The sequence below is a fragment of the Microcystis sp. M_QC_C_20170808_M9Col genome, assembly GCF_007095495.1.
Taxonomy (GTDB): domain Bacteria; phylum Cyanobacteriota; class Cyanobacteriia; order Cyanobacteriales; family Microcystaceae; genus Microcystis; species Microcystis aeruginosa.
The window spans coordinates 1-16,094 of sequence record NZ_SFBZ01000193.1 but is presented as its reverse complement, the minus strand read 5'-3'; the positions used below and the strand labels follow the sequence as shown (position 1 = coordinate 16,094).

19 protein-coding genes and 2 pseudogenes are annotated in these 16,094 nt (G+C 42.3%); 11 read left to right on the top strand and 10 right to left on the bottom strand.

Features of this window, described 5'->3' with window-relative positions; translation table 11 throughout:
• Together EWV68_RS11520 and EWV68_RS11515 are read right to left on the bottom strand one after the other, a co-directional pair.
• Positions 1–229 (bottom strand): annotated as a pseudogene (locus tag EWV68_RS11520) (hypothetical protein); the annotation flags it as partial.
• Between the two features lie 151 nt (positions 230–380).
• Positions 381–671: a small RNA NsiR4-regulated ssr1528 family protein gene (locus tag EWV68_RS11515; protein WP_061432231.1), complete on the bottom strand. Its 291-nt coding sequence runs from the start codon at positions 669–671 to the stop codon at positions 381–383.
• Between the two features lie 20 nt (positions 672–691).
• Here EWV68_RS11515 and EWV68_RS11510 point away from each other — a divergent pair, with 20 nt between their 5' ends.
• The 6 genes from EWV68_RS11510 (at position 692) to shc (ending at position 6,480) form a co-directional block, all read left to right on the top strand.
• The gene (locus EWV68_RS11510; protein WP_002777269.1) at positions 692–1,180 is read left to right on the top strand and encodes a BlaI/MecI/CopY family transcriptional regulator; all 489 of its coding nucleotides are present in this window, start codon (positions 692–694) and stop codon (positions 1,178–1,180) included.
• Positions 1,180–2,028, top strand: a complete 849-nt coding sequence (locus EWV68_RS11505) for a M56 family metallopeptidase (protein ID WP_061432232.1) — start codon at positions 1,180–1,182, stop codon at positions 2,026–2,028. The genes EWV68_RS11510 and EWV68_RS11505 overlap by 1 nt, the downstream gene beginning before the upstream one ends.
• A gap of 2 nt (positions 2,029–2,030) precedes the next feature.
• Positions 2,031–2,498: a thioredoxin-dependent thiol peroxidase gene (gene bcp, locus EWV68_RS11500; RefSeq protein ID WP_149985767.1), complete on the top strand. Its 468-nt coding sequence runs from the start codon at positions 2,031–2,033 to the stop codon at positions 2,496–2,498.
• A 156-nt stretch (positions 2,499–2,654) separates the two neighbouring features.
• Positions 2,655–3,452, top strand: coding sequence for a 30S ribosomal protein S2 (rpsB, locus tag EWV68_RS11495; RefSeq protein ID WP_004162676.1), 798 nt, complete (start codon positions 2,655–2,657; stop codon positions 3,450–3,452).
• 116 nt (positions 3,453–3,568) lie between these two features.
• Entirely contained in the window at positions 3,569–4,324 is a 756-nt protein-coding gene (gene tsf / locus EWV68_RS11490) for a translation elongation factor Ts (protein ID WP_002734629.1), read from the top strand.
• Between the two features lie 248 nt (positions 4,325–4,572).
• A complete protein-coding gene (shc, locus tag EWV68_RS11485) occupies positions 4,573–6,480 on the top strand; it encodes a squalene--hopene cyclase (protein ID WP_061432234.1) in 1,908 nt (635 codons plus the stop codon).
• Between the two features lie 60 nt (positions 6,481–6,540).
• On the opposite strand, the gene EWV68_RS11480 is transcribed toward shc, so the two are convergent.
• Positions 6,541–6,936 carry a helix-turn-helix domain-containing protein gene (locus tag EWV68_RS11480; protein ID WP_004162674.1) on the bottom strand — a complete coding sequence of 132 codons (396 nt, stop codon included), beginning with the start codon at positions 6,934–6,936 and terminating at the stop codon, positions 6,541–6,543.
• Positions 6,937–7,161: 225 nt separating this feature from the next.
• Complete coding sequence (locus EWV68_RS11475) at positions 7,162–7,470, bottom strand: type II toxin-antitoxin system HigB family toxin (protein WP_287169846.1); 309 nt, start codon at positions 7,468–7,470, stop codon at positions 7,162–7,164.
• Between the two features lie 443 nt (positions 7,471–7,913).
• Between EWV68_RS11475 and EWV68_RS11470 the strand changes: the two genes are divergently transcribed.
• Positions 7,914–8,909: a glycosyltransferase gene (locus EWV68_RS11470; protein ID WP_061432235.1), complete on the top strand. Its 996-nt coding sequence runs from the start codon at positions 7,914–7,916 to the stop codon at positions 8,907–8,909.
• Between the two features lie 235 nt (positions 8,910–9,144).
• Positions 9,145–10,050, top strand: a complete 906-nt coding sequence (locus EWV68_RS11465) for an Npun_R2821/Npun_R2822 family protein (protein WP_061432236.1) — start codon at positions 9,145–9,147, stop codon at positions 10,048–10,050.
• A gap of 42 nt (positions 10,051–10,092) precedes the next feature.
• On the opposite strand, the gene EWV68_RS11460 is transcribed toward EWV68_RS11465, so the two are convergent.
• Both EWV68_RS11460 and EWV68_RS11455 read right to left on the bottom strand, forming a co-directional pair.
• A complete protein-coding gene (locus EWV68_RS11460) occupies positions 10,093–10,383 on the bottom strand; it encodes a DUF3288 family protein (protein ID WP_002767861.1) in 291 nt (96 codons plus the stop codon).
• Positions 10,384–10,385: 2 nt separating this feature from the next.
• Positions 10,386–11,000: a hypothetical protein gene (locus tag EWV68_RS11455; protein WP_061432237.1), complete on the bottom strand. Its 615-nt coding sequence runs from the start codon at positions 10,998–11,000 to the stop codon at positions 10,386–10,388.
• A 302-nt stretch (positions 11,001–11,302) separates the two neighbouring features.
• Here EWV68_RS11455 and EWV68_RS11450 point away from each other — a divergent pair, with 302 nt between their 5' ends.
• The 3 genes from EWV68_RS11450 (at position 11,303) to EWV68_RS11440 (ending at position 13,935) form a co-directional block, all read left to right on the top strand.
• Complete coding sequence (locus EWV68_RS11450; protein WP_041804230.1) at positions 11,303–11,515, top strand: hypothetical protein; 213 nt, start codon at positions 11,303–11,305, stop codon at positions 11,513–11,515.
• Between the two features lie 139 nt (positions 11,516–11,654).
• A complete protein-coding gene (gene trpC / locus EWV68_RS11445) occupies positions 11,655–12,545 on the top strand; it encodes an indole-3-glycerol phosphate synthase TrpC (protein WP_061432238.1) in 891 nt (296 codons plus the stop codon).
• 235 nt (positions 12,546–12,780) lie between these two features.
• Positions 12,781–13,935 (top strand): pyridoxal-phosphate-dependent aminotransferase family protein, encoded by a 1,155-nt coding sequence (locus EWV68_RS11440; protein WP_061432239.1) that lies wholly within the window; start codon positions 12,781–12,783, stop codon positions 13,933–13,935.
• A gap of 200 nt (positions 13,936–14,135) precedes the next feature.
• Here the strand turns inward: EWV68_RS11440 and EWV68_RS11435 are convergent, their stop codons facing one another.
• From EWV68_RS11435 to EWV68_RS11420, 4 genes and pseudogenes are all read right to left on the bottom strand, one after another.
• Positions 14,136–14,978 carry an Rpn family recombination-promoting nuclease/putative transposase gene (locus EWV68_RS11435; protein ID WP_287169845.1) on the bottom strand — a complete coding sequence of 281 codons (843 nt, stop codon included), beginning with the start codon at positions 14,976–14,978 and terminating at the stop codon, positions 14,136–14,138.
• Positions 14,979–15,096: 118 nt separating this feature from the next.
• Entirely contained in the window at positions 15,097–15,504 is a 408-nt protein-coding gene (locus EWV68_RS11430; protein WP_061432242.1) for a putative toxin-antitoxin system toxin component, PIN family, read from the bottom strand.
• On the bottom strand, positions 15,504–15,713 hold the full coding sequence (locus EWV68_RS11425; protein ID WP_287169843.1) for a hypothetical protein: 210 nt from the start codon (positions 15,711–15,713) through the stop codon (positions 15,504–15,506). Before EWV68_RS11425 ends, EWV68_RS11430 begins: the two co-directional genes overlap by 1 nt.
• Positions 15,714–15,838: 125 nt before the next feature.
• Positions 15,839–15,976: pseudogene (locus EWV68_RS11420) on the bottom strand (PEP-CTERM sorting domain-containing protein); the annotation flags it as partial.
• Between the last annotated feature and the right edge of the window lie 118 nt (positions 15,977–16,094).

The window sequence follows — 16,094 nt, the reverse complement described above, 5'->3', positions numbered from 1 at the left end:
AAGTCCGTTCGCAAGCCTGTTGACAAGCTGTAGAGTTAAGGTCTTGAACAAAAGGGTATTCACTTCTTAATTGAGTGACATATTTATATACATCCTTTTGTCCTACACCTTTATTGTCTTCCCAATATCTAAGACATTTATTCCGAACAAACTGTACTGTCCGAATAGCCTCATCAATGGCTTGATATTGAGATGGTTTTCCTCTAAGCTTGTACTCTAAAACAAACATTTTGCGTTATCGACCTACCACGCAAACTACTCTAGCATACTAAAATTAAATTGGCAACTATAGATTAGAGTTATTCTTAGTCGTGCTTCGCTGTTCTATGCTGGCGGAACTTTTCATCTCCGAGGTGAAACCGAGAGATGAAAAGCCGACATTATAGGTAAAAAGCGATTTCTTTCTCCTTGAGAGGGGCAAAATCGGCGGCTAACAACAGCTGATTTAACTCCTCTTGGGGGATATGTTTGGCCCCGATGCGGACAATTCGCGATCTCATCGTGTTAGATACTCCGCTTCTTTGTCGTCCTGCTTCCAAACCCATTACCCGGTGATAAAGTTCCAATTTTGCCGGGGGAATTGGGGAACCATCAAAATCAATGCCATTAGCGATCGCCACATCAATGGCATCAGAGCCCGTAGTTGTGGTTAAATTAGTTTCGGTGGACATAAAGACAATATAAAGGATCGTTGCTATTTTATCAGGCGATCGATATCCGCCGCTATGATCAGGAAAGTAATCTTCATTTCTGTGTGACTATGGCTCAATTGCCGACCTATCAACCAAAACAGTTATCCCTTGGCCCCCTAGAAGCGGAAATTCTCAATATTGTCTGGGAATTGGAACCCGTTAGCGTTAAGGATGTCCACGATCGCATTTTAGCGGATCCAGAACGGGATCTAGCCTATACTTCTGTGACTACGGTACTGCGTCGTTTAACTAATAAAGGCTGGTTAAGTTGTTATAAACAGGGTCGAATTTTCTACTGGAAACCGATGGTTTCTAAGGAACAAGCACAGGCAATTAAAGCCTACGAACAATTACATCGTTTTTTGGCTATTGGTAACGCGGATGTGGTGGCTTCTTTTGCCGATAGTCTCGATACTGCTAGTGTCGAACAATTAAAAGCGATCGCCTCTCGTTTAGATACCCTGCGTCAACAACGGAGAGAACGCTAATGCACAGTTTAATGTTATTACTAGCATTAACTATCGCCATTGGTTTACGTTGGTTTCTGCCTAGCTATCAGCGTCGTTGGCAGATAACGCTATTTTTCTTCCTCTTTCCTCCTTTGCTGTTGTTAATGACAGTTATATCGGTGGTTTGTATGGGCTATCGCGGGCAAATGCTAGGCTATAACTCCAGTTTAATTAGTTACTTTAGTGCTATAATTTGGCTAGTTTTTGCTATATTTTGTTTGATAAAACTATCCTATCAAACTTGGCAAACCCATCGGGATTTTAGCAGTTATCCCCTCAAAAAAATCACCGCTCAGAAAGCGAGAGTTTTAGCTGTGGATTTTCCCTACAGTGCCAGAGTTGGCTTTTGGAAGTCGGAGTTAATTGTAACCCAAGGATTATTAAATCTCTTAGATCAAGAACATTTACAAGCAGTTTTAGCCCACGAACAAGCTCACCAAGAATATCATGACACTTTCTGGTTTTTCTGGTTAGGTTGGTTGCGATCGATGTCTTCTTGGCTGCCCAATAGCGAGAATTTATGGTCAGAATTGGTCTTCTTGCGGGAATTACGCGCCGATAAGTACGCTTCCGGACAAGTGGATTATTTACTATTAGCTGAATCGCTGCTTTTAGTGGCAGAAAAAGTTAATCAAGTAGCGGAAATAAGTTTCTCTGATAGTTGCTGTGTCGCTCTGAGTGATAATTCCTTAAATAATCGTTTATTAGAGAGAATTGAAGCGTTAGTCGAGTCAGAAAAACCCGAATTTCCCAGATTTAACTATCAAGTCTGGCTATTGCTTTCCCTCTCCCTCGCTCCTTTCTTACTCTTGCCTTTACACTCCTAAAAATGACCCTAGAAGTTGGACAAAAAGCCCCCGAATTTGCCACCCCCAACCAAAGAGGCGAAATTAGTAAATTAGCAGATTTTGCCGGTCAATGGTTGGTCTTATATTTTTATCCCAAAGATAACACTCCGGGCTGCAGCACAGAAGCGATCGATTTTACCGCTTTGTCGCCGCAATTTCAGCAATTAAATGCGGTAATTCTGGGAGTTAGTCCCGATTCAGAAAAGTCCCACTGTCGTTTTATTGAAAAACACAATTTAACTATTCAATTATTGAGCGATCCCGATCATCAACTGGCGGAAATTTATCAAGTCTGGGGATTAAAAAAATTTATGGGTAAGGAATATATGGGGATTAAACGATCCACTTTCCTGATCGACCCCCGGGGAAATATTGCCTATATTTGGTCAAATGTCAAGGTAAAAGCCCATGCAGAAGCGGTTTTGAAAAAACTTGAGGAATTGCAGTAGGAAGCCCTCAGTACCCAATATTTACGGGTATGCAATTGCGCCCTTTCGTGTTAGACTAGAAAAGTTGTCAAAAATCGCACATCTAGGCGATCGGGTGTTTCTAGGAATCTAGAAATCCAGCCCTAGATGGAGGATAAACCCGAAAAGGAGAAAAATATGCCCGTTGTCTCTCTTGCAGAATTGCTAGAGTCTGGGGTTCACTTTGGCCATCAAACGCGCCGTTGGAACCCGAAAATGTCTCAGTACATCTACACTGCCCGGAATGGGGTTCATATCATTGATTTGGTGCAAACTGCCCAATTAATCGAAGAAGCTTACGAATTTGTCCGAGGAGAAGCCGATCGCGGTAAACGCTTTTTATTCATCGGTACGAAACGGCAAGCGGCAGCAATCATTAAACAGGAAGCTTTACGCAGCGGTAGCCACTTCGTTAACCAACGCTGGTTAGGGGGAATGTTAACCAACTGGGAAACCATTCGCGGCCGGGTAGAAAGACTCAAAGAATTAGAAGAATTAGAAAATAGCGGCGCCCTCGATAAACGACCGAAAAAAGAAGCATCGGTACTGCGTCGGGAATTAGGCAAACTAGAAAAATACCTCGGTGGCATTAAAACCATGCGCCGGCTGCCGGATTTAGTCGTCGTAGTGGATCAGCGTCGGGAATACAACGCTATCCAAGAATGCCAAAAATTGGGCATTCCCATCATCTCCCTCTTGGATACTAACTGCGATCCTGACTTGGTAGATGTGCCGATTCCCGCCAACGATGACGCAATTCGCTCAGTCAAACTGATTTTAGGCAAAATTAGCGATGCGATCATCGAAGGTCGTCGCGGTGGTCAAGCAGCGGTGGAAGAATACGAGGAAGACTACGATAATGAAACCGAGTACGAGGAAGAAGGTGATTATTCCCAATACGCCGCCGAATTTGCCAGTGGAGACGACGATAACTAGGGAAAATTAGCTATTGATCGCCGCTAGGTTCGGGGGGAAACTTTCCGGACCTATCGAGCGGTCAAACCTGCCCCTCTCGTGGCATGATCAATTATAAGCAGTAGGTTAGGAATTTTATGGCAGAAATTACAGCACAACAGGTTAAAGAACTTAGGGAAAAGACTGGCGCCGGCATGATGGATTGCAAGAGGGCGCTGACGGAAAACGCGGGGGATATAACCAAAGCGATCGAATGGTTGCGTCAAAAAGGGATTACTTCCGCCGAGAAAAAAGCTAGTCGGGTAGCGGCAGAAGGGATGATCGGCAGTTACATCCACACCGGCAGCCGCATCGGTGTTTTAGTAGAAGTGAACTGTGAAACCGATTTTGTTGCCCGTCGCGAGGAGTTCAAAAAATTGGTTAATGACGTGGCGATGCAGATTGCCGCTTGTCCTAACGTCGAATATGTGAAAGTGGCCGATATTCCCGCCGAAATCTCTGCCAAAGAAAAAGAAATTGAGATGGGACGGGACGATTTAGCCAATAAACCCGATAATATCAAAGAAAAAATCGTGGCTGGCCGTATTGAAAAACGTTTGAAAGAACTTTCCTTGCTCGATCAACCCTTTATCCGCGATCAGAACATCAGTATTGACGAATTGCTTAAACAAGCGATCGCCGCTTTGGGAGAAAATATTCAGGTGCGTCGTTTCCAACGCTTTGTACTAGGTGAAGGGATCGAAAAAGAAGAAACGGATTTCGCCGCCGAAGTAGCCGCCCAAATGGGACAAAAAGCCCCGGAACCCGTAGCAGCCGCCCCGCAAGTGGAGGAAAAAGCCCCGGAACCGGCAGCGAAGGATAATCCGCCCGCTAAAGGCAAAAAGAAAAAGTAAGTTCAATGAAGATCAATCTGGTGGGGTGCGAGTTTCGTACCCTTTTTGTCTTCAGGGAATTATGAATTATGAATATGGACGGGTCGGAAAGCGTAAGACTACTGCTAAGGTAGCAGCATCCTGTGAAGCGTCAACCCCATTGACGCGATCATTCTAAAAAGGTGGCGTGGTGAGGAATCACCGTCCGTTTACGGCGGTGAGGATGTCAATTGCACTCGTGGTCTCTAGAGGTTGTCGAACGGAAAAAAATGCAGATTCAGGACAAAATAACCGAAATAGCCGCTAAAACAGCGAAAGCGATCGAACTTTCTCAAAATTATTTACTTTCTACCCAATACTCTGAGGGTTACTGGTGGGCAGAATTAGAATCTAATGTCACCATCACCTCAGAAGCAATTTTACTGCACAAAATCTGGAAAACTGACAAAAAACGCCCCCTAGACAAAGCCGCCACCTATCTGCGTCAGCAACAGTGTCCTAACGGCGCTTGGGAGTTATTTTATGGGGATGGTGGCGATCTTAGCACCACTGTGGAAGCCTACATGGGGCTGCGACTATTGGGAATTCCCGCTAATGATCCTGCTTTAGAAAAAGCTAGAGAATTTATCTTAGCCAAAGGTGGCATCAGCAAAACCCGCATTTTCACCAAAATGCACCTCGCTTTGATTGGTTGTTACGATTGGCAGGGGGTTCCCTCTATCCCCGCTTGGATTATGCTACTGCCGGAAAATTTCCCTTTTACTATCTATGAAATGTCCAGTTGGGCGCGGGGAAGTACGGTTCCTTTATTAATTGTTTTCGACAAAAAACCCGTGTATAAAATGGGTTTTAATCTCGATGAACTCTATACAGAAGGGGTGAATAATGTCAAGTATGAGTTACCAAAAAATAACGATTGGGCGGATGTTTTTCTCTGGTTAGATGGGCTGTTTAAATGGGCAGAAAAAACTGATTTAGTTCCCTTCCGTCAAGAAAGTCTGAAAGCGGCGGAAAAATGGGTAATTGAACGACAGGAAGACACAGGCGATTGGGGGGGAATTATCCCGGCGATGTTAAATTCTCTGTTAGCTTTAAAAGCCCTAGGTTATGATGTTTACGATCCGATTGTTGCCCGGGGTTTAAAAGCGGTGGATAATTTTGCCATTGAGACAGATAATACCTATTGTGTACAGCCCTGTGTTTCGCCGGTTTGGGATACGGCTTGGGTAATTCGATCGCTAATTGAATCTGGGCTAAATCCCGCTCATCCAGCTATGATTAAAGCGGGACAATGGTTAATCGATCAACAAATTCTTGATTATGGCGATTGGGCGATTAAAAATAAAATCGGAACCCCCGGCGGTTGGGCTTTTGAATTTGACAATCGCTGGTATCCCGATTTAGACGATTCGGCAGTGGTGGTGATGGCTTTAGAGTTAATTAAAATGCCCGATGAAAATATTAAAAAAGCTGTGATGAAACGGGCAGTTAATTGGATGGCTACTATGCAGTGTAAAGCTGGTGGTTGGGGAGCTTTTGACATCGATAACGATCAAAACTGGCTTAATTCTTTGCCCTATGCCGATCTAAAAGCAATGATCGATCCTAATACGGCTGATGTGACTGCCAGAGTTCTAGAAATGTTAGGTACTTGTGATGTCAACATGGAGGAAAATCGAGTTAAAAAAGCTTTGGATTATCTGGAAAAAGAACAGGAAGCTGATGGTAGTTGGTTTGGTCGTTGGGGTGTAAATTATATTTATGGAACCAGTGGGGCATTATCTGCTTTGGCTTTTCTGGAACCGAATAAATATCGCCATCAATTGCAAAAAGGAGCCAATTGGTTAAGCAGTTGTCAAAATGTTGATGGTGGTTGGGGTGAAACCTGTTTTAGTTACAATAACCCTAAATTTAAAGGACAGGGAAATAGTACCGCTTCCCAAACTGCTTGGGCATTAATCGGTTTATTAGCCGTCGGGAAAGTCACCGGCAATTATCAGCGAGAAGTGATTGAAAAGGGCGTTAACTATCTTCTTGTTACCCAAAAAGAAAATGGTACATGGGATGAAGATTACTTCACCGGTACAGGTTTTCCCTGTCATTTTTACCTGAAATATCATTTCTATCAGCAGTATTTCCCTCTACTGGCTTTGGGGCGTTATCGGGCTTTGATTTAGTCCGTTAACCTATGCGTTAAGACAGGAAATAAGCTTAACTGTCTAGCGCATTTTTTGTGACTAACTAGGAAAAAATAAATCAGGAGATATATTTAAAAAATTGGCTAATTTTTGAATATAGATAGGAGTTAACTCTTGTTGGCCATCAAGAATGTCATCCAGGGTTGACTTGCTTTCAAAAATAGATAGCAAATCTTGCTTTTGTAGGTTTTTTTCCTCTAATATGAATTTCAACAATTCAAGTCCATAAATATCAGGTATTGGCTCTTGATTTTCCTCATACTCATAAATTAAAGCCCCTAAAACATTTAGATATTCCCTTTCTTCTGCCGTTAATTGGGGTTTGTCTAAAAGGCGATTAATAACCTCCTGCATCATTTCTAAGTCTTCCTCATTGTGAATAGGACGAGGAGGGTATTGCTTTAATAATTCTAAGTATTTATCAGTGGCAAACATAAAGATAACTCTAATTTTATGGTTTAAATAGGGGTGACTGAAGGAGATACAAAATTTTTAGTTAATAATTTATAGTTTTCATAAGTGGGTGGGTGGAATTAAATATAAGATAAACGTAGGTTGGGTTGAAGCATGAAACCCAACGCCCGCATGGGTTACGCTACCGCTAACCCATCCTACAAATAATTTTTCCTCCCTACTTATTTGGAGATTCAGAGATTTAGATCAATATTTATTGAACCACGAATCTTTTTTCCATTGGTTTTTATTATATTCAGCATGGGTTAGTACTTTTCTAATGAAAACATTTCTATGTTGAAAATCAACATAAGTTATTAGTCGATAGTTGTTGCCGCAAATGTTGAATACTATAAAATTACCCACTAAGTCAGCCGAAGAAAAATCCTGACGAATATCTTGGAAACTTTGCCATTTTGCTTGACTAACTTGCTTGTACCAATAACGCAGACCAGCCTGAGCCTCTGGATGAGTTTCCCAAAAAATTCTTAAGGTGGCTCTCGAAATAATATGCATAATTTTTTATTAATCTTTTAAGTTTTATTTTCATGACCAATAATCCCCTTGTGTGTTTTGCTTACTTGCTTGCTAGTATAGCAAACTGCGAAGCCTCTAGTCAAGTATTCTAATTTCTCTGATAAACCGCATCCACAGGGAAACCCGTAGTTTTGCTTTTTCGACTACGATCCTTGCATAGCAATACTTTTAAGGCTTAATGGCTTGCCCGTGAAATTCCAGTTATCTAGCTGGTTGCGGTTTATTAATATTTATTAATTAGCAGAATTTGTAATTAACTAGCTAAGTCTCTTGATAGCCGACTCAAGGCTAAAAAATTTATTTAGTAGTAATTACACTTATGCTCGATCGACTATTGCCTTTAGATACCTCACACCTTAATAATTAAGTATAGAATAGCCAAGTCTCCAAACTACCGCTTAACCAAAACTTCTATTATCCTGATGAGAAATCTCTATTTTCTTTTGCCCGGTACTACTTCTCCTTTTGGTGGGGGTGGACTGTGGGCAGAAATGAAAACTGTCAATTTGGCTAGTCAAATTTGTAGCGCCCAGATTGTGACTTATCGTCAAAAAGAGTTAAATTATCCTTTTTTAGAGGATATACTCGCGAAAATAAGCTCGGATGACAGTATTTTTGTGGTTAGCTGGGGTTTTGATGTTCCTAAATTGGTGCAAAGATTGCGATCGCATAATATCATTTATCATGCCCATAGTACAGGTTACGGCTTCCGTTTACCCTCCCAAATACCAATTATCACCGTTAGCCGTAATACTATGGGGTATTGGGGAGAAAAGGCTCCTAATGCTTTAATTTACTATCTTCCTAATCAAATTGGCTCAGAATTTCTCAATTTAGGCTTAGAAAGAGATATCGATGTCCTAGTACAGGGGCGCAAATCCTCAAAGTATCTTCTCAATCGTCTAGTTCCCGCCCTCCGTCCCCACTGCCGCGTTAAGGTTTTAGATAGCTATGTGGAGGATTTAGTGGGATTATTCAATCGCAGTCGGGTTTATCTCTACGATTCGGCTGAATATTGGGCTGTAAACGGTTTAACGGAGGGTTTTGGCTTACCGCCCCTAGAAGCTTTAGCCTGTGGTTGTACGGTATTTTCTAGTGTTAATAGCGCCCTAGCCGATTATCTCGATCCCGGTTTCAATTGTCAAAAAATCGGGGCTTATTCCAGTCAATACGATCTGGAACGTATTCTTAATTATGTCCGTAATTTTCCCGTTAATTCTTTACCAGCTAATTTTATCGATGATTATAATCCCGAAAAATTACTACCACGTTTTGAAACAATTTTAAGAGAAATTAATGATTTCTTTGATATTAAAAAACGCTATCCGGCTGATATAGAAGGTTTAGAACCCCTGCGACTTAAAAAATTATGGATACAGAGTTCTCTGGCTAAACTTAAGAAAAAACTGTTTAAGTAGCAGTGATATTTCCTTAATTATTCGCTAATTCAAAAATGAAACCCACGACTTCTTAAGAGTTGACAGAGAAAGACCGATCGGCTATTCAGTGATCAGTGATCAGTGATCAGTTATCAGTGAACAGGGATATCGGGAGAAAAAAGCTGATGGCTGACTCCCCAAAAGGAAAACTTTCTACTTCACCATTAAGATAACTGCTATATAATTATTTCTAACTCTTACCCCCAGGATATTTATGAAGCGAGGAATTTACATTACCGCTAATGATCGAGTTATCGAGCAGGCGATCGCATTAATGAATAGTATTCGTTTGTACGATCCAGATTCTCCCGTCATCTTGATTCCCTACGACAATAATTATCAAAAAATTGCCGATTTATTGTCCGAAAAATATGGCGTTATTCTCTATCCCGATCTGCAATTAGTGGAAGAATTAGCCCAGAAAATCTATGATATTTTTGGAGAAAAATTCTTTGCTCGTCCCAATCAATTTCGCAAGCAGGTGTGTTGGTTTGGAGAATTAGATCAATTTCTTTATATCGATACGGATATCGTAGTTTTTGAAAAAATAATAGATAATCTAAATTTCCTCGATACCTACGATTTTCTCTGCTGTGATTACCAACACAAAAAAGGGATTACTGATGTTTTTAATCCGATTGTTTTAGAACAAGGAATCTTCACAGAAAATGATCTAAGTGGAATGTTTAACGGTGGTTTTTGGGCTAGTAAAAAGAATCTGTTCTCAGAACAGGAATTATATAGTGCTTTTCAAGAATGTGCCGCTCATCCAGAATATTTTGATTTTTCTCAAAAAACCTCCGATCAACCGATTATTAATTATACCATTCTCAAACGAGTTCCCAATCGATTTAATATTGTCCGCGCTCCGGGTTGTCAAGCGGGAAATTGGGGGGGAAGTTCTCATTTTCAACCTCAGGGGAATATTTTAATCGATCCGAGATTAAATCAGCCCTTAAAATATTTACATTGGGCAGGAATTCGCATTGAACCGGGGTGTCCCTACTGGGATATCTGGAAATATTATCGTTATCTAGATGATCCTAATCCCCCCGCAGATCCGCCAGCAAGCAAACCAAAAAATCCTTTTCAGAGATTATTAGATAAAATCAAATTATAGGTTTGATTTTTCCTCTCGCACCATTAAGATAACTGCTGCAATTTAACTCCAATCCTGTTGCTCCTCGGTTTGGCGAATTTGATACACTTGTCCGTGACTGTGCAGTTGTCGAGTTTTTGCCCATAAACTGGCTTCATCTAACTGCCATTTTTCTAGGATTAAATCTAAATCTCTTTGGATTTCTCTTGCCCCCGGAAAGTTTTGATAACGTATGCGTAAACGAGCGCATTCAGCTAAGTTTAAATCATTGGGTTCTGATTGCAGCAGCTGATCAACAATCGGGCGATCAAGTCTTTCCTGTGGATGTTGTTGTTCTTGATTTTTACTAGCCATAATTAATCGAACCAACCGATATCGGAATCCGTTAACTCTGTGGGGGTAGGATTGGGGGCAATATAACGGGCTAAAGTGGCCATTTCAAAGTTATAAAGACTGGGTTTCTTAGGCAATAGTTTGGTAATTGCTGACGGTTCAGGGGTGGCGGTGGGACTATTTTCTAGGGTTTTAATTTGATTATATAATTTTTCAATTAACTGTTTTTTCTCGGTTAATTCCGTCTGGGATTGACTTAATTGACTCGATAATTTTTCAATTAACTGTTTTTTCTCGGTTAATTCCGTCTGGGATTGACTTAATTGGCTCGATAATTTTGCCACCAAAGTGGTTTTTTCCGAGAGGACAGATTCTAACTGCTCGGTCTGTTGTTGTAACTGCTGTAAACTGACAGAGAGTTCCAGATGTTCTTTAAGTTCTTCTTCCAGAGAAATAACTTTTTCTTGGAGAGTTTGCCCATTTTTCTCGGTTTTTTCTAACTCTGCCGTCAAGTCCTTAATTTTTGCCTGTAGGGTGGCGTTAGTTTCCTTCGGACGTTTGGCAGAAGGAGAGGGTTGGGATTCTACCTCTTTATTAGCTTCTGTACGGATGAGATCGTTTAAATTACCTTTGGTCATAAGCTCTGCAAATAGGATATTACGATAGAGTCGGATACTGTCCAGAAATCTGTTGGTTTAGTAGGCAATCGATCATTATTCGCCCGATATACAAGCTTGATTACGCTGGGGAATTGTTCCATAGGTTTTATTGTATAGCTTGAGGTCGATCGATCCCTGTCCATTTAAGGAATGAGAAAAAATACCTAAATCTCAGTTTCGCCAGTAAGATTCTAAATTTTTCTGTAGTTAATGATACGGAATACTAAATTTGTGTCAGACTAAGGGTAGAAGTTGATCGCACCTGTGGCAAGGATAAATATATGAATATTGAAGAAAAAGCACGTCTTAATCTAACCCAAGAACGACAAGCAGAAGGAATGCTCGAAGAAAATGTCTTAACTCGTACAGAGGAGCTTTTAGGGGAAGGGGAGGCAGGAACTGCGAAAGCACGGGTTTTATTAACTGAAAATCGTCAAGAAGACGAAAAACTCCAAGATAAGATTTTAGAACGTTCGATCGAAGCTATGCAATAGCCTTTCGGTGAGGACTGGGAATATCCACAAAAGTATAGATAAATATCTGTAGAGACGTGGTTAACTGCGTCTCTATTTCAATTCCCGATAACTAATCACTGTTAAACTAATCACTGTTCACACTCTGGACAGTGAAAAAATGCAGATCCGAAGAAAACACCCCAATCCTGCCGTTAAAGTTGAGAGTTTGAGTTATGTGGTGAAAGTGCCAGAGGCACAACCGCAAAATATTTTAGAAGAAATCGTTTGGCATAAGGAGATAGAAGTCGATAAATTGCGCGAACGGTTGCCTTTATTAGAATTACGCCAAAAAATAGCCAATACTGCGCCACCTTGCGACTTTTTAGCCGCCTTAAAACAGGGTAAAACCCAACCCGCTTTGATTGCCGAAGTGAAAAAAGCTTCCCCTAGCAAGGGAGTTATCCTGGAAGATTTTGATCCTGTAGCGATCGCCCGTACCTATGAACAGGGAGGGGCCACTTGTTTATCGGTTTTAACCGATAGTAAGTTTTTTCAAGGTAGTTACGAAAATCTTAGCCTCGTCCGGCAAGCGGTATCTTTACCCCTATTATGCAAGGAATTTATCCTTTATCCCTATCAAATCTACTACGCTCGCTCTAAAGGAGCCGATGCCGTCCTTTTAATTGCCGCTATTTTAAGCGATCAAGACTTAGCATATTTTGTCAAAATTGTCAAGGGTTTAGGGATGACAGCTTTGGTAGAGGTGCATAGTCTGGCCGAATTCGATCGAGTGTTAGCCATTGAGGGAATCGAACTAATCGGCATTAATAACCGCAATTTAGAGACATTTACAGTCGATTTAGACAATACTCGCCAATTACTAGAAGCCAGGGGCGAACAGGTGCGAGAAAAAGGTATTCTGATCGTCAGCGAATCGGGATTACACACAGCAACAGATCTGGCGAAAGTGAAACAAGCGGGAGCAAATGCGGTTCTAATTGGCGAATCTTTGGTAAAACTGCCTGATCCTGCCCTCGGTATCCAAAAACTCTTTGAAAATCGGGAATAGGAGTTAGGAAGTGGGGAAGTGGGGAATTGGGGAAGCTGTCTCATCACCCTATCACCCCAAAACCCCATCACCCCAAAACCCTATCACCCTATCTCCTGAATACTGACTCCTGACAAGGCTATCTGCCGGGATATAATCAGAGTTTGCCGAATCTTAAATCATCCCCTCAGAATTGATGCGATCGAGATTTGGTTTTTTATCTTTTTGAATATAGCCCAACGAGAGAGGACGAACCATGGAAAATAAAAATATGTTGATGATTCCCGGCCCCACACCAGTGCCGGAAGCGGTATTATTGGCTATGGCTAAAGCACCGATAGGTCATCGGACGGGTGCTTTTAGCAAGGTAATCGCCGAATTAACCGAAAATCTCAAATGGTTGCATCAAACCAGTGGCGATGTTTTAATGCTAACCGCTTCGGGAACCGGTGTCATGGAAGCGGGAATTATTAATTTTCTCAGCCCCGGCGATCGAGTTTTGGTGGGGGATAATGGTAAATTTGGGGAACGTTGGGCGAAAGTCGCGAAAGCCTACGGCTTAAATGTGGATGTAGTTAAGGCAGAATGGGGTAAACCCCTAGATCCAGAAGCATTCACCGCTAAACTGACCGAAGACAAGGAAAAAGCCATCAAAGCGGTAATTATCACCCATTCGGAAACTTCCACCGGGGTTCTCAATGACTTGGAAAGCATTAACAAAGCGGTAAAAGACCACGGGGAAGCTTTAATTATCGTCGATGCTGTCACCAGTTTAGGAGCTTATCATATTCCCATCGATGAATGGGGTTTAGATGTGGTCGGCTCTGGTTCCCAGAAAGGTTATATGATTCCTCCCGGTTTAGGTTTTGTTTCCGTAAGTCAAAAAGCTTGGAAAGCCTACGAAACCGCCAAACTACCCCGTTTTTATCTAGATTTGGGCAAATACAAAAAAGCCACCGATGAGGATAGTTCCCCTTTTACCCCTCCAGTTAACCTGATGTACGGTTTACAAGCTTCTCTGCAAATGATGAGAAGGGAGGGATTAGCGGCAATTTTCGCCCGTCACCAACGCTTAACGAAGATGACGCGGGCCGGTATGCAGGCCCTGAATTTGCCCCTCTACGCGGCGGATTCCTGCGCTTCCACGGCGATTACTGCGGTGGCCCCCACTCTGGTGGATGCGGAAAAAATTCGTTCGACTCTCAATAAAAAGTTCGACATCGCTCTCGCTGGTGGTCAGGATCACCTCAAGGGTAAAATCTTCCGTATCGGTCATTTAGGTTTTGCCAGTGAGAGGGATATCCTCACGGTTATCGCTGCCATTGAAGCGACTTTAATTGAGTTAGGTGTCGAAGGTGTCACCCCTGGCGCCGGTGTGGCTGCCGCTGCCTCGGTGATGGTGCAGGGTTAATCTTAGGTTGGCTTTTCCCCTTCTCCCCCTATCCATTAGTCACATATTTCTTAACATAAAATTTGACAAAGAGAGAAAAGTGTGCAAAATGGCTCAAGGGGGTTCTATGGGGGAACTAATTTGATCAGATAGTTTCCAAGTCTGGCTGATATACTGTCATCTTCCTAGTCCCAACCAAATAGTTTTAACACCAAGTTCACCTACAGAAGCGATCGCAACCATTCCTCTAAATCTCCCGGTTTGGTAAAATCTAACAAAGCTTCTCCTAAAGCTTCCAGTTGATTAATTGAGAGAGCTTGAATCTGCGATCGCTGTTCAGGAGTCACTTCACCGATCCGACGCGAGAGGAGCCGCAGGATGAGCGCAGATTCTCCTTCCTGACGACCTTCCTCCTTGGCTTCACGATATACCCTTGTATCTGCCAATTGTAGTCCTAGCATTGTATCAACCTCCTGCCGACTCAAGTTAGTAAACTTATACACCATAATTGTACTAATCATTTCTATTATGGCACGACTGGCTTCTGGATCGGGAATTTGCTGTTGGGTTCTTGCTAGTAAATAGCGGGCTGCTTCCGCTGCTTGGGTTTCTTCTACAGTAGTGAGTACCATCAAGGCAACCCCTAGGGGTAACTGCTGAATTTCCCCTAATTCTTTCAGATAAACTCGATGCACTTGCTCACAATTGAGAAGCGATTGGTCGGGATGGGTGTTACTTTGTTCTAGGTTACGGGTGGGATAGATGACAACAATTTGCCAATCGGCAAATCGTTCTCGCTGGCGGTAGAAATATAAAAATGATTCACCAAAAACCCGCTCATAGAGTCGTTCGTCTTTTTGAAATTGTACTTCACAAAAATAAATCACCCCGTTCCTATCAGTATCGGGTGGGAGAAATACGCCATCGATCTCAAATTTGGGTTCTTTGACGGCTACGGAGTCAAAGCGGTATTCGGTGGCATTATCGGGTGGGTTTTCCAGTAAATCGAAGAGAAGGGAGGGGGATTGTTGGAAAAGCCGGTAAAATATCGAGTCTCGTTTCATTATGATCGGGATTGCACCATAGCGATCTTCCCATAAAACCCCCAAAAAATAGAGAGAGGAAACCCGCGTCTCCTCTCCCTTGGCACATTATTTTATGGCCTTGCGGACAGCATCACTGTTATTCGCAAAATAGTTTGAGAAAATCGGTAGCGCGATAGATAGGAATTCCCTCGTAGGCGATCATATCTAACAGATCACTGTCCCCAGCGATTATGCAGTCTGCCTTTCCCGCAACAGCGAGGGAGAGAAATTTGTCGTCCTTTGGATCGCGGCAAGCGATGACAGACTCGGTGACGGTGACAGATTCTGAAATGCCAACATACCACTCGATATAATCCATGGCGCTGTCTTGTCGGATATATTTGCGAAATTTTTCTCTGTTTAGTACGGTGAATAGTTCGGCAACTGTATCATCGGAAATCAAGGTAATACCTTGTCTCGCCAAAAAATTGAACATTTGCTCAAAATTTTCGTTCGGACGGATGGCGAAACTGACAAGAATATTGGTATCAACAACAACCCGCATCACCAATCATTTTTTAACGATGCCATGAGTGCGTCGTGTTCCCCATCTGTCATGCCAAGAGTTGCGGCCTCGTGCTGTAATTTTCTGGCAATAATAGATAAGCTGGGACGACCTACCATAAGGCGGACAATTTCATCATCTGGTATAAGCGCCAGTGCTTCTCTAATTTCTTTGGCTGTGCCTTGGATTACTGTTGCTTGTGTAGTCATGATTTTTGATCATTCTAGAGCTAATCCTAGCATAATTTAGATCAAAAAACCTCCCCCAAAACAAGAGAGAGGAAACCTGTATTCTAGAAAACGGGTTTCTCAAAGAAACCCGTTTTCTATGGCGCTTAAGTGTCGCTGCCGCCCCCAGTAAGTCTAACAGCACCCCCTAACATTAAGCCGCCCAGGGTGATCAAACCAAGAAGGCTAGAGGGTTCGGGGACACTGACTGCTGGAGTCGGCACTGTCAGGACTGAGGACATTCCATCCCACATTCCGCACCCTAAAGTGTCACATTGAAAATTTTATCTAAATCGTCAAAACGATTGCCGGCTCTGAATTACAGGCTAATTTGTTTGCCCAGCAGATGCACAATTAGCCCTA

Bases quoted from the DNA above. Each gene is read 5' to 3' on its own strand.
- EWV68_RS11475 (WP_287169846.1), bottom strand. From the start codon at position 7,470: ATGCATATTATTTCGAGAGCCACCTTAAGAATTTTTTGGGAAACTCAT.
- EWV68_RS11455 (WP_061432237.1), bottom strand. From the start codon at position 11,000: ATGACCAAAGGTAATTTAAACGATCTCATCCGTACAGAAGCTAATAAA.
- EWV68_RS11515 (WP_061432231.1), bottom strand. From the start codon at position 671: ATGTCCACCGAAACTAATTTAACCACAACTACGGGCTCTGATGCCATT.
- EWV68_RS11435 (WP_287169845.1), bottom strand. From the start codon at position 14,978: ATGAAACGAGACTCGATATTTTACCGGCTTTTCCAACAATCCCCCTCC.
- EWV68_RS11470 (WP_061432235.1), top strand. From the start codon at position 7,914: ATGAGAAATCTCTATTTTCTTTTGCCCGGTACTACTTCTCCTTTTGGT.
- EWV68_RS11480 (WP_004162674.1), bottom strand. From the start codon at position 6,936: ATGTTTGCCACTGATAAATACTTAGAATTATTAAAGCAATACCCTCCT.
- rpsB (WP_004162676.1), top strand. From the start codon at position 2,655: ATGCCCGTTGTCTCTCTTGCAGAATTGCTAGAGTCTGGGGTTCACTTT.
- tsf (WP_002734629.1), top strand. From the start codon at position 3,569: ATGGCAGAAATTACAGCACAACAGGTTAAAGAACTTAGGGAAAAGACT.
- EWV68_RS11440 (WP_061432239.1), top strand. From the start codon at position 12,781: ATGGAAAATAAAAATATGTTGATGATTCCCGGCCCCACACCAGTGCCG.
- shc (WP_061432234.1), top strand. From the start codon at position 4,573: ATGCAGATTCAGGACAAAATAACCGAAATAGCCGCTAAAACAGCGAAA.
- EWV68_RS11425 (WP_287169843.1), bottom strand. From the start codon at position 15,713: ATGACTACACAAGCAACAGTAATCCAAGGCACAGCCAAAGAAATTAGA.
- EWV68_RS11430 (WP_061432242.1), bottom strand. From the start codon at position 15,504: ATGCGGGTTGTTGTTGATACCAATATTCTTGTCAGTTTCGCCATCCGT.
- EWV68_RS11465 (WP_061432236.1), top strand. From the start codon at position 9,145: ATGAAGCGAGGAATTTACATTACCGCTAATGATCGAGTTATCGAGCAG.
- EWV68_RS11505 (WP_061432232.1), top strand. From the start codon at position 1,180: ATGCACAGTTTAATGTTATTACTAGCATTAACTATCGCCATTGGTTTA.
- trpC (WP_061432238.1), top strand. From the start codon at position 11,655: ATGCAGATCCGAAGAAAACACCCCAATCCTGCCGTTAAAGTTGAGAGT.
- EWV68_RS11460 (WP_002767861.1), bottom strand. From the start codon at position 10,383: ATGGCTAGTAAAAATCAAGAACAACAACATCCACAGGAAAGACTTGAT.
- bcp (WP_149985767.1), top strand. From the start codon at position 2,031: ATGACCCTAGAAGTTGGACAAAAAGCCCCCGAATTTGCCACCCCCAAC.
- EWV68_RS11450 (WP_041804230.1), top strand. From the start codon at position 11,303: ATGAATATTGAAGAAAAAGCACGTCTTAATCTAACCCAAGAACGACAA.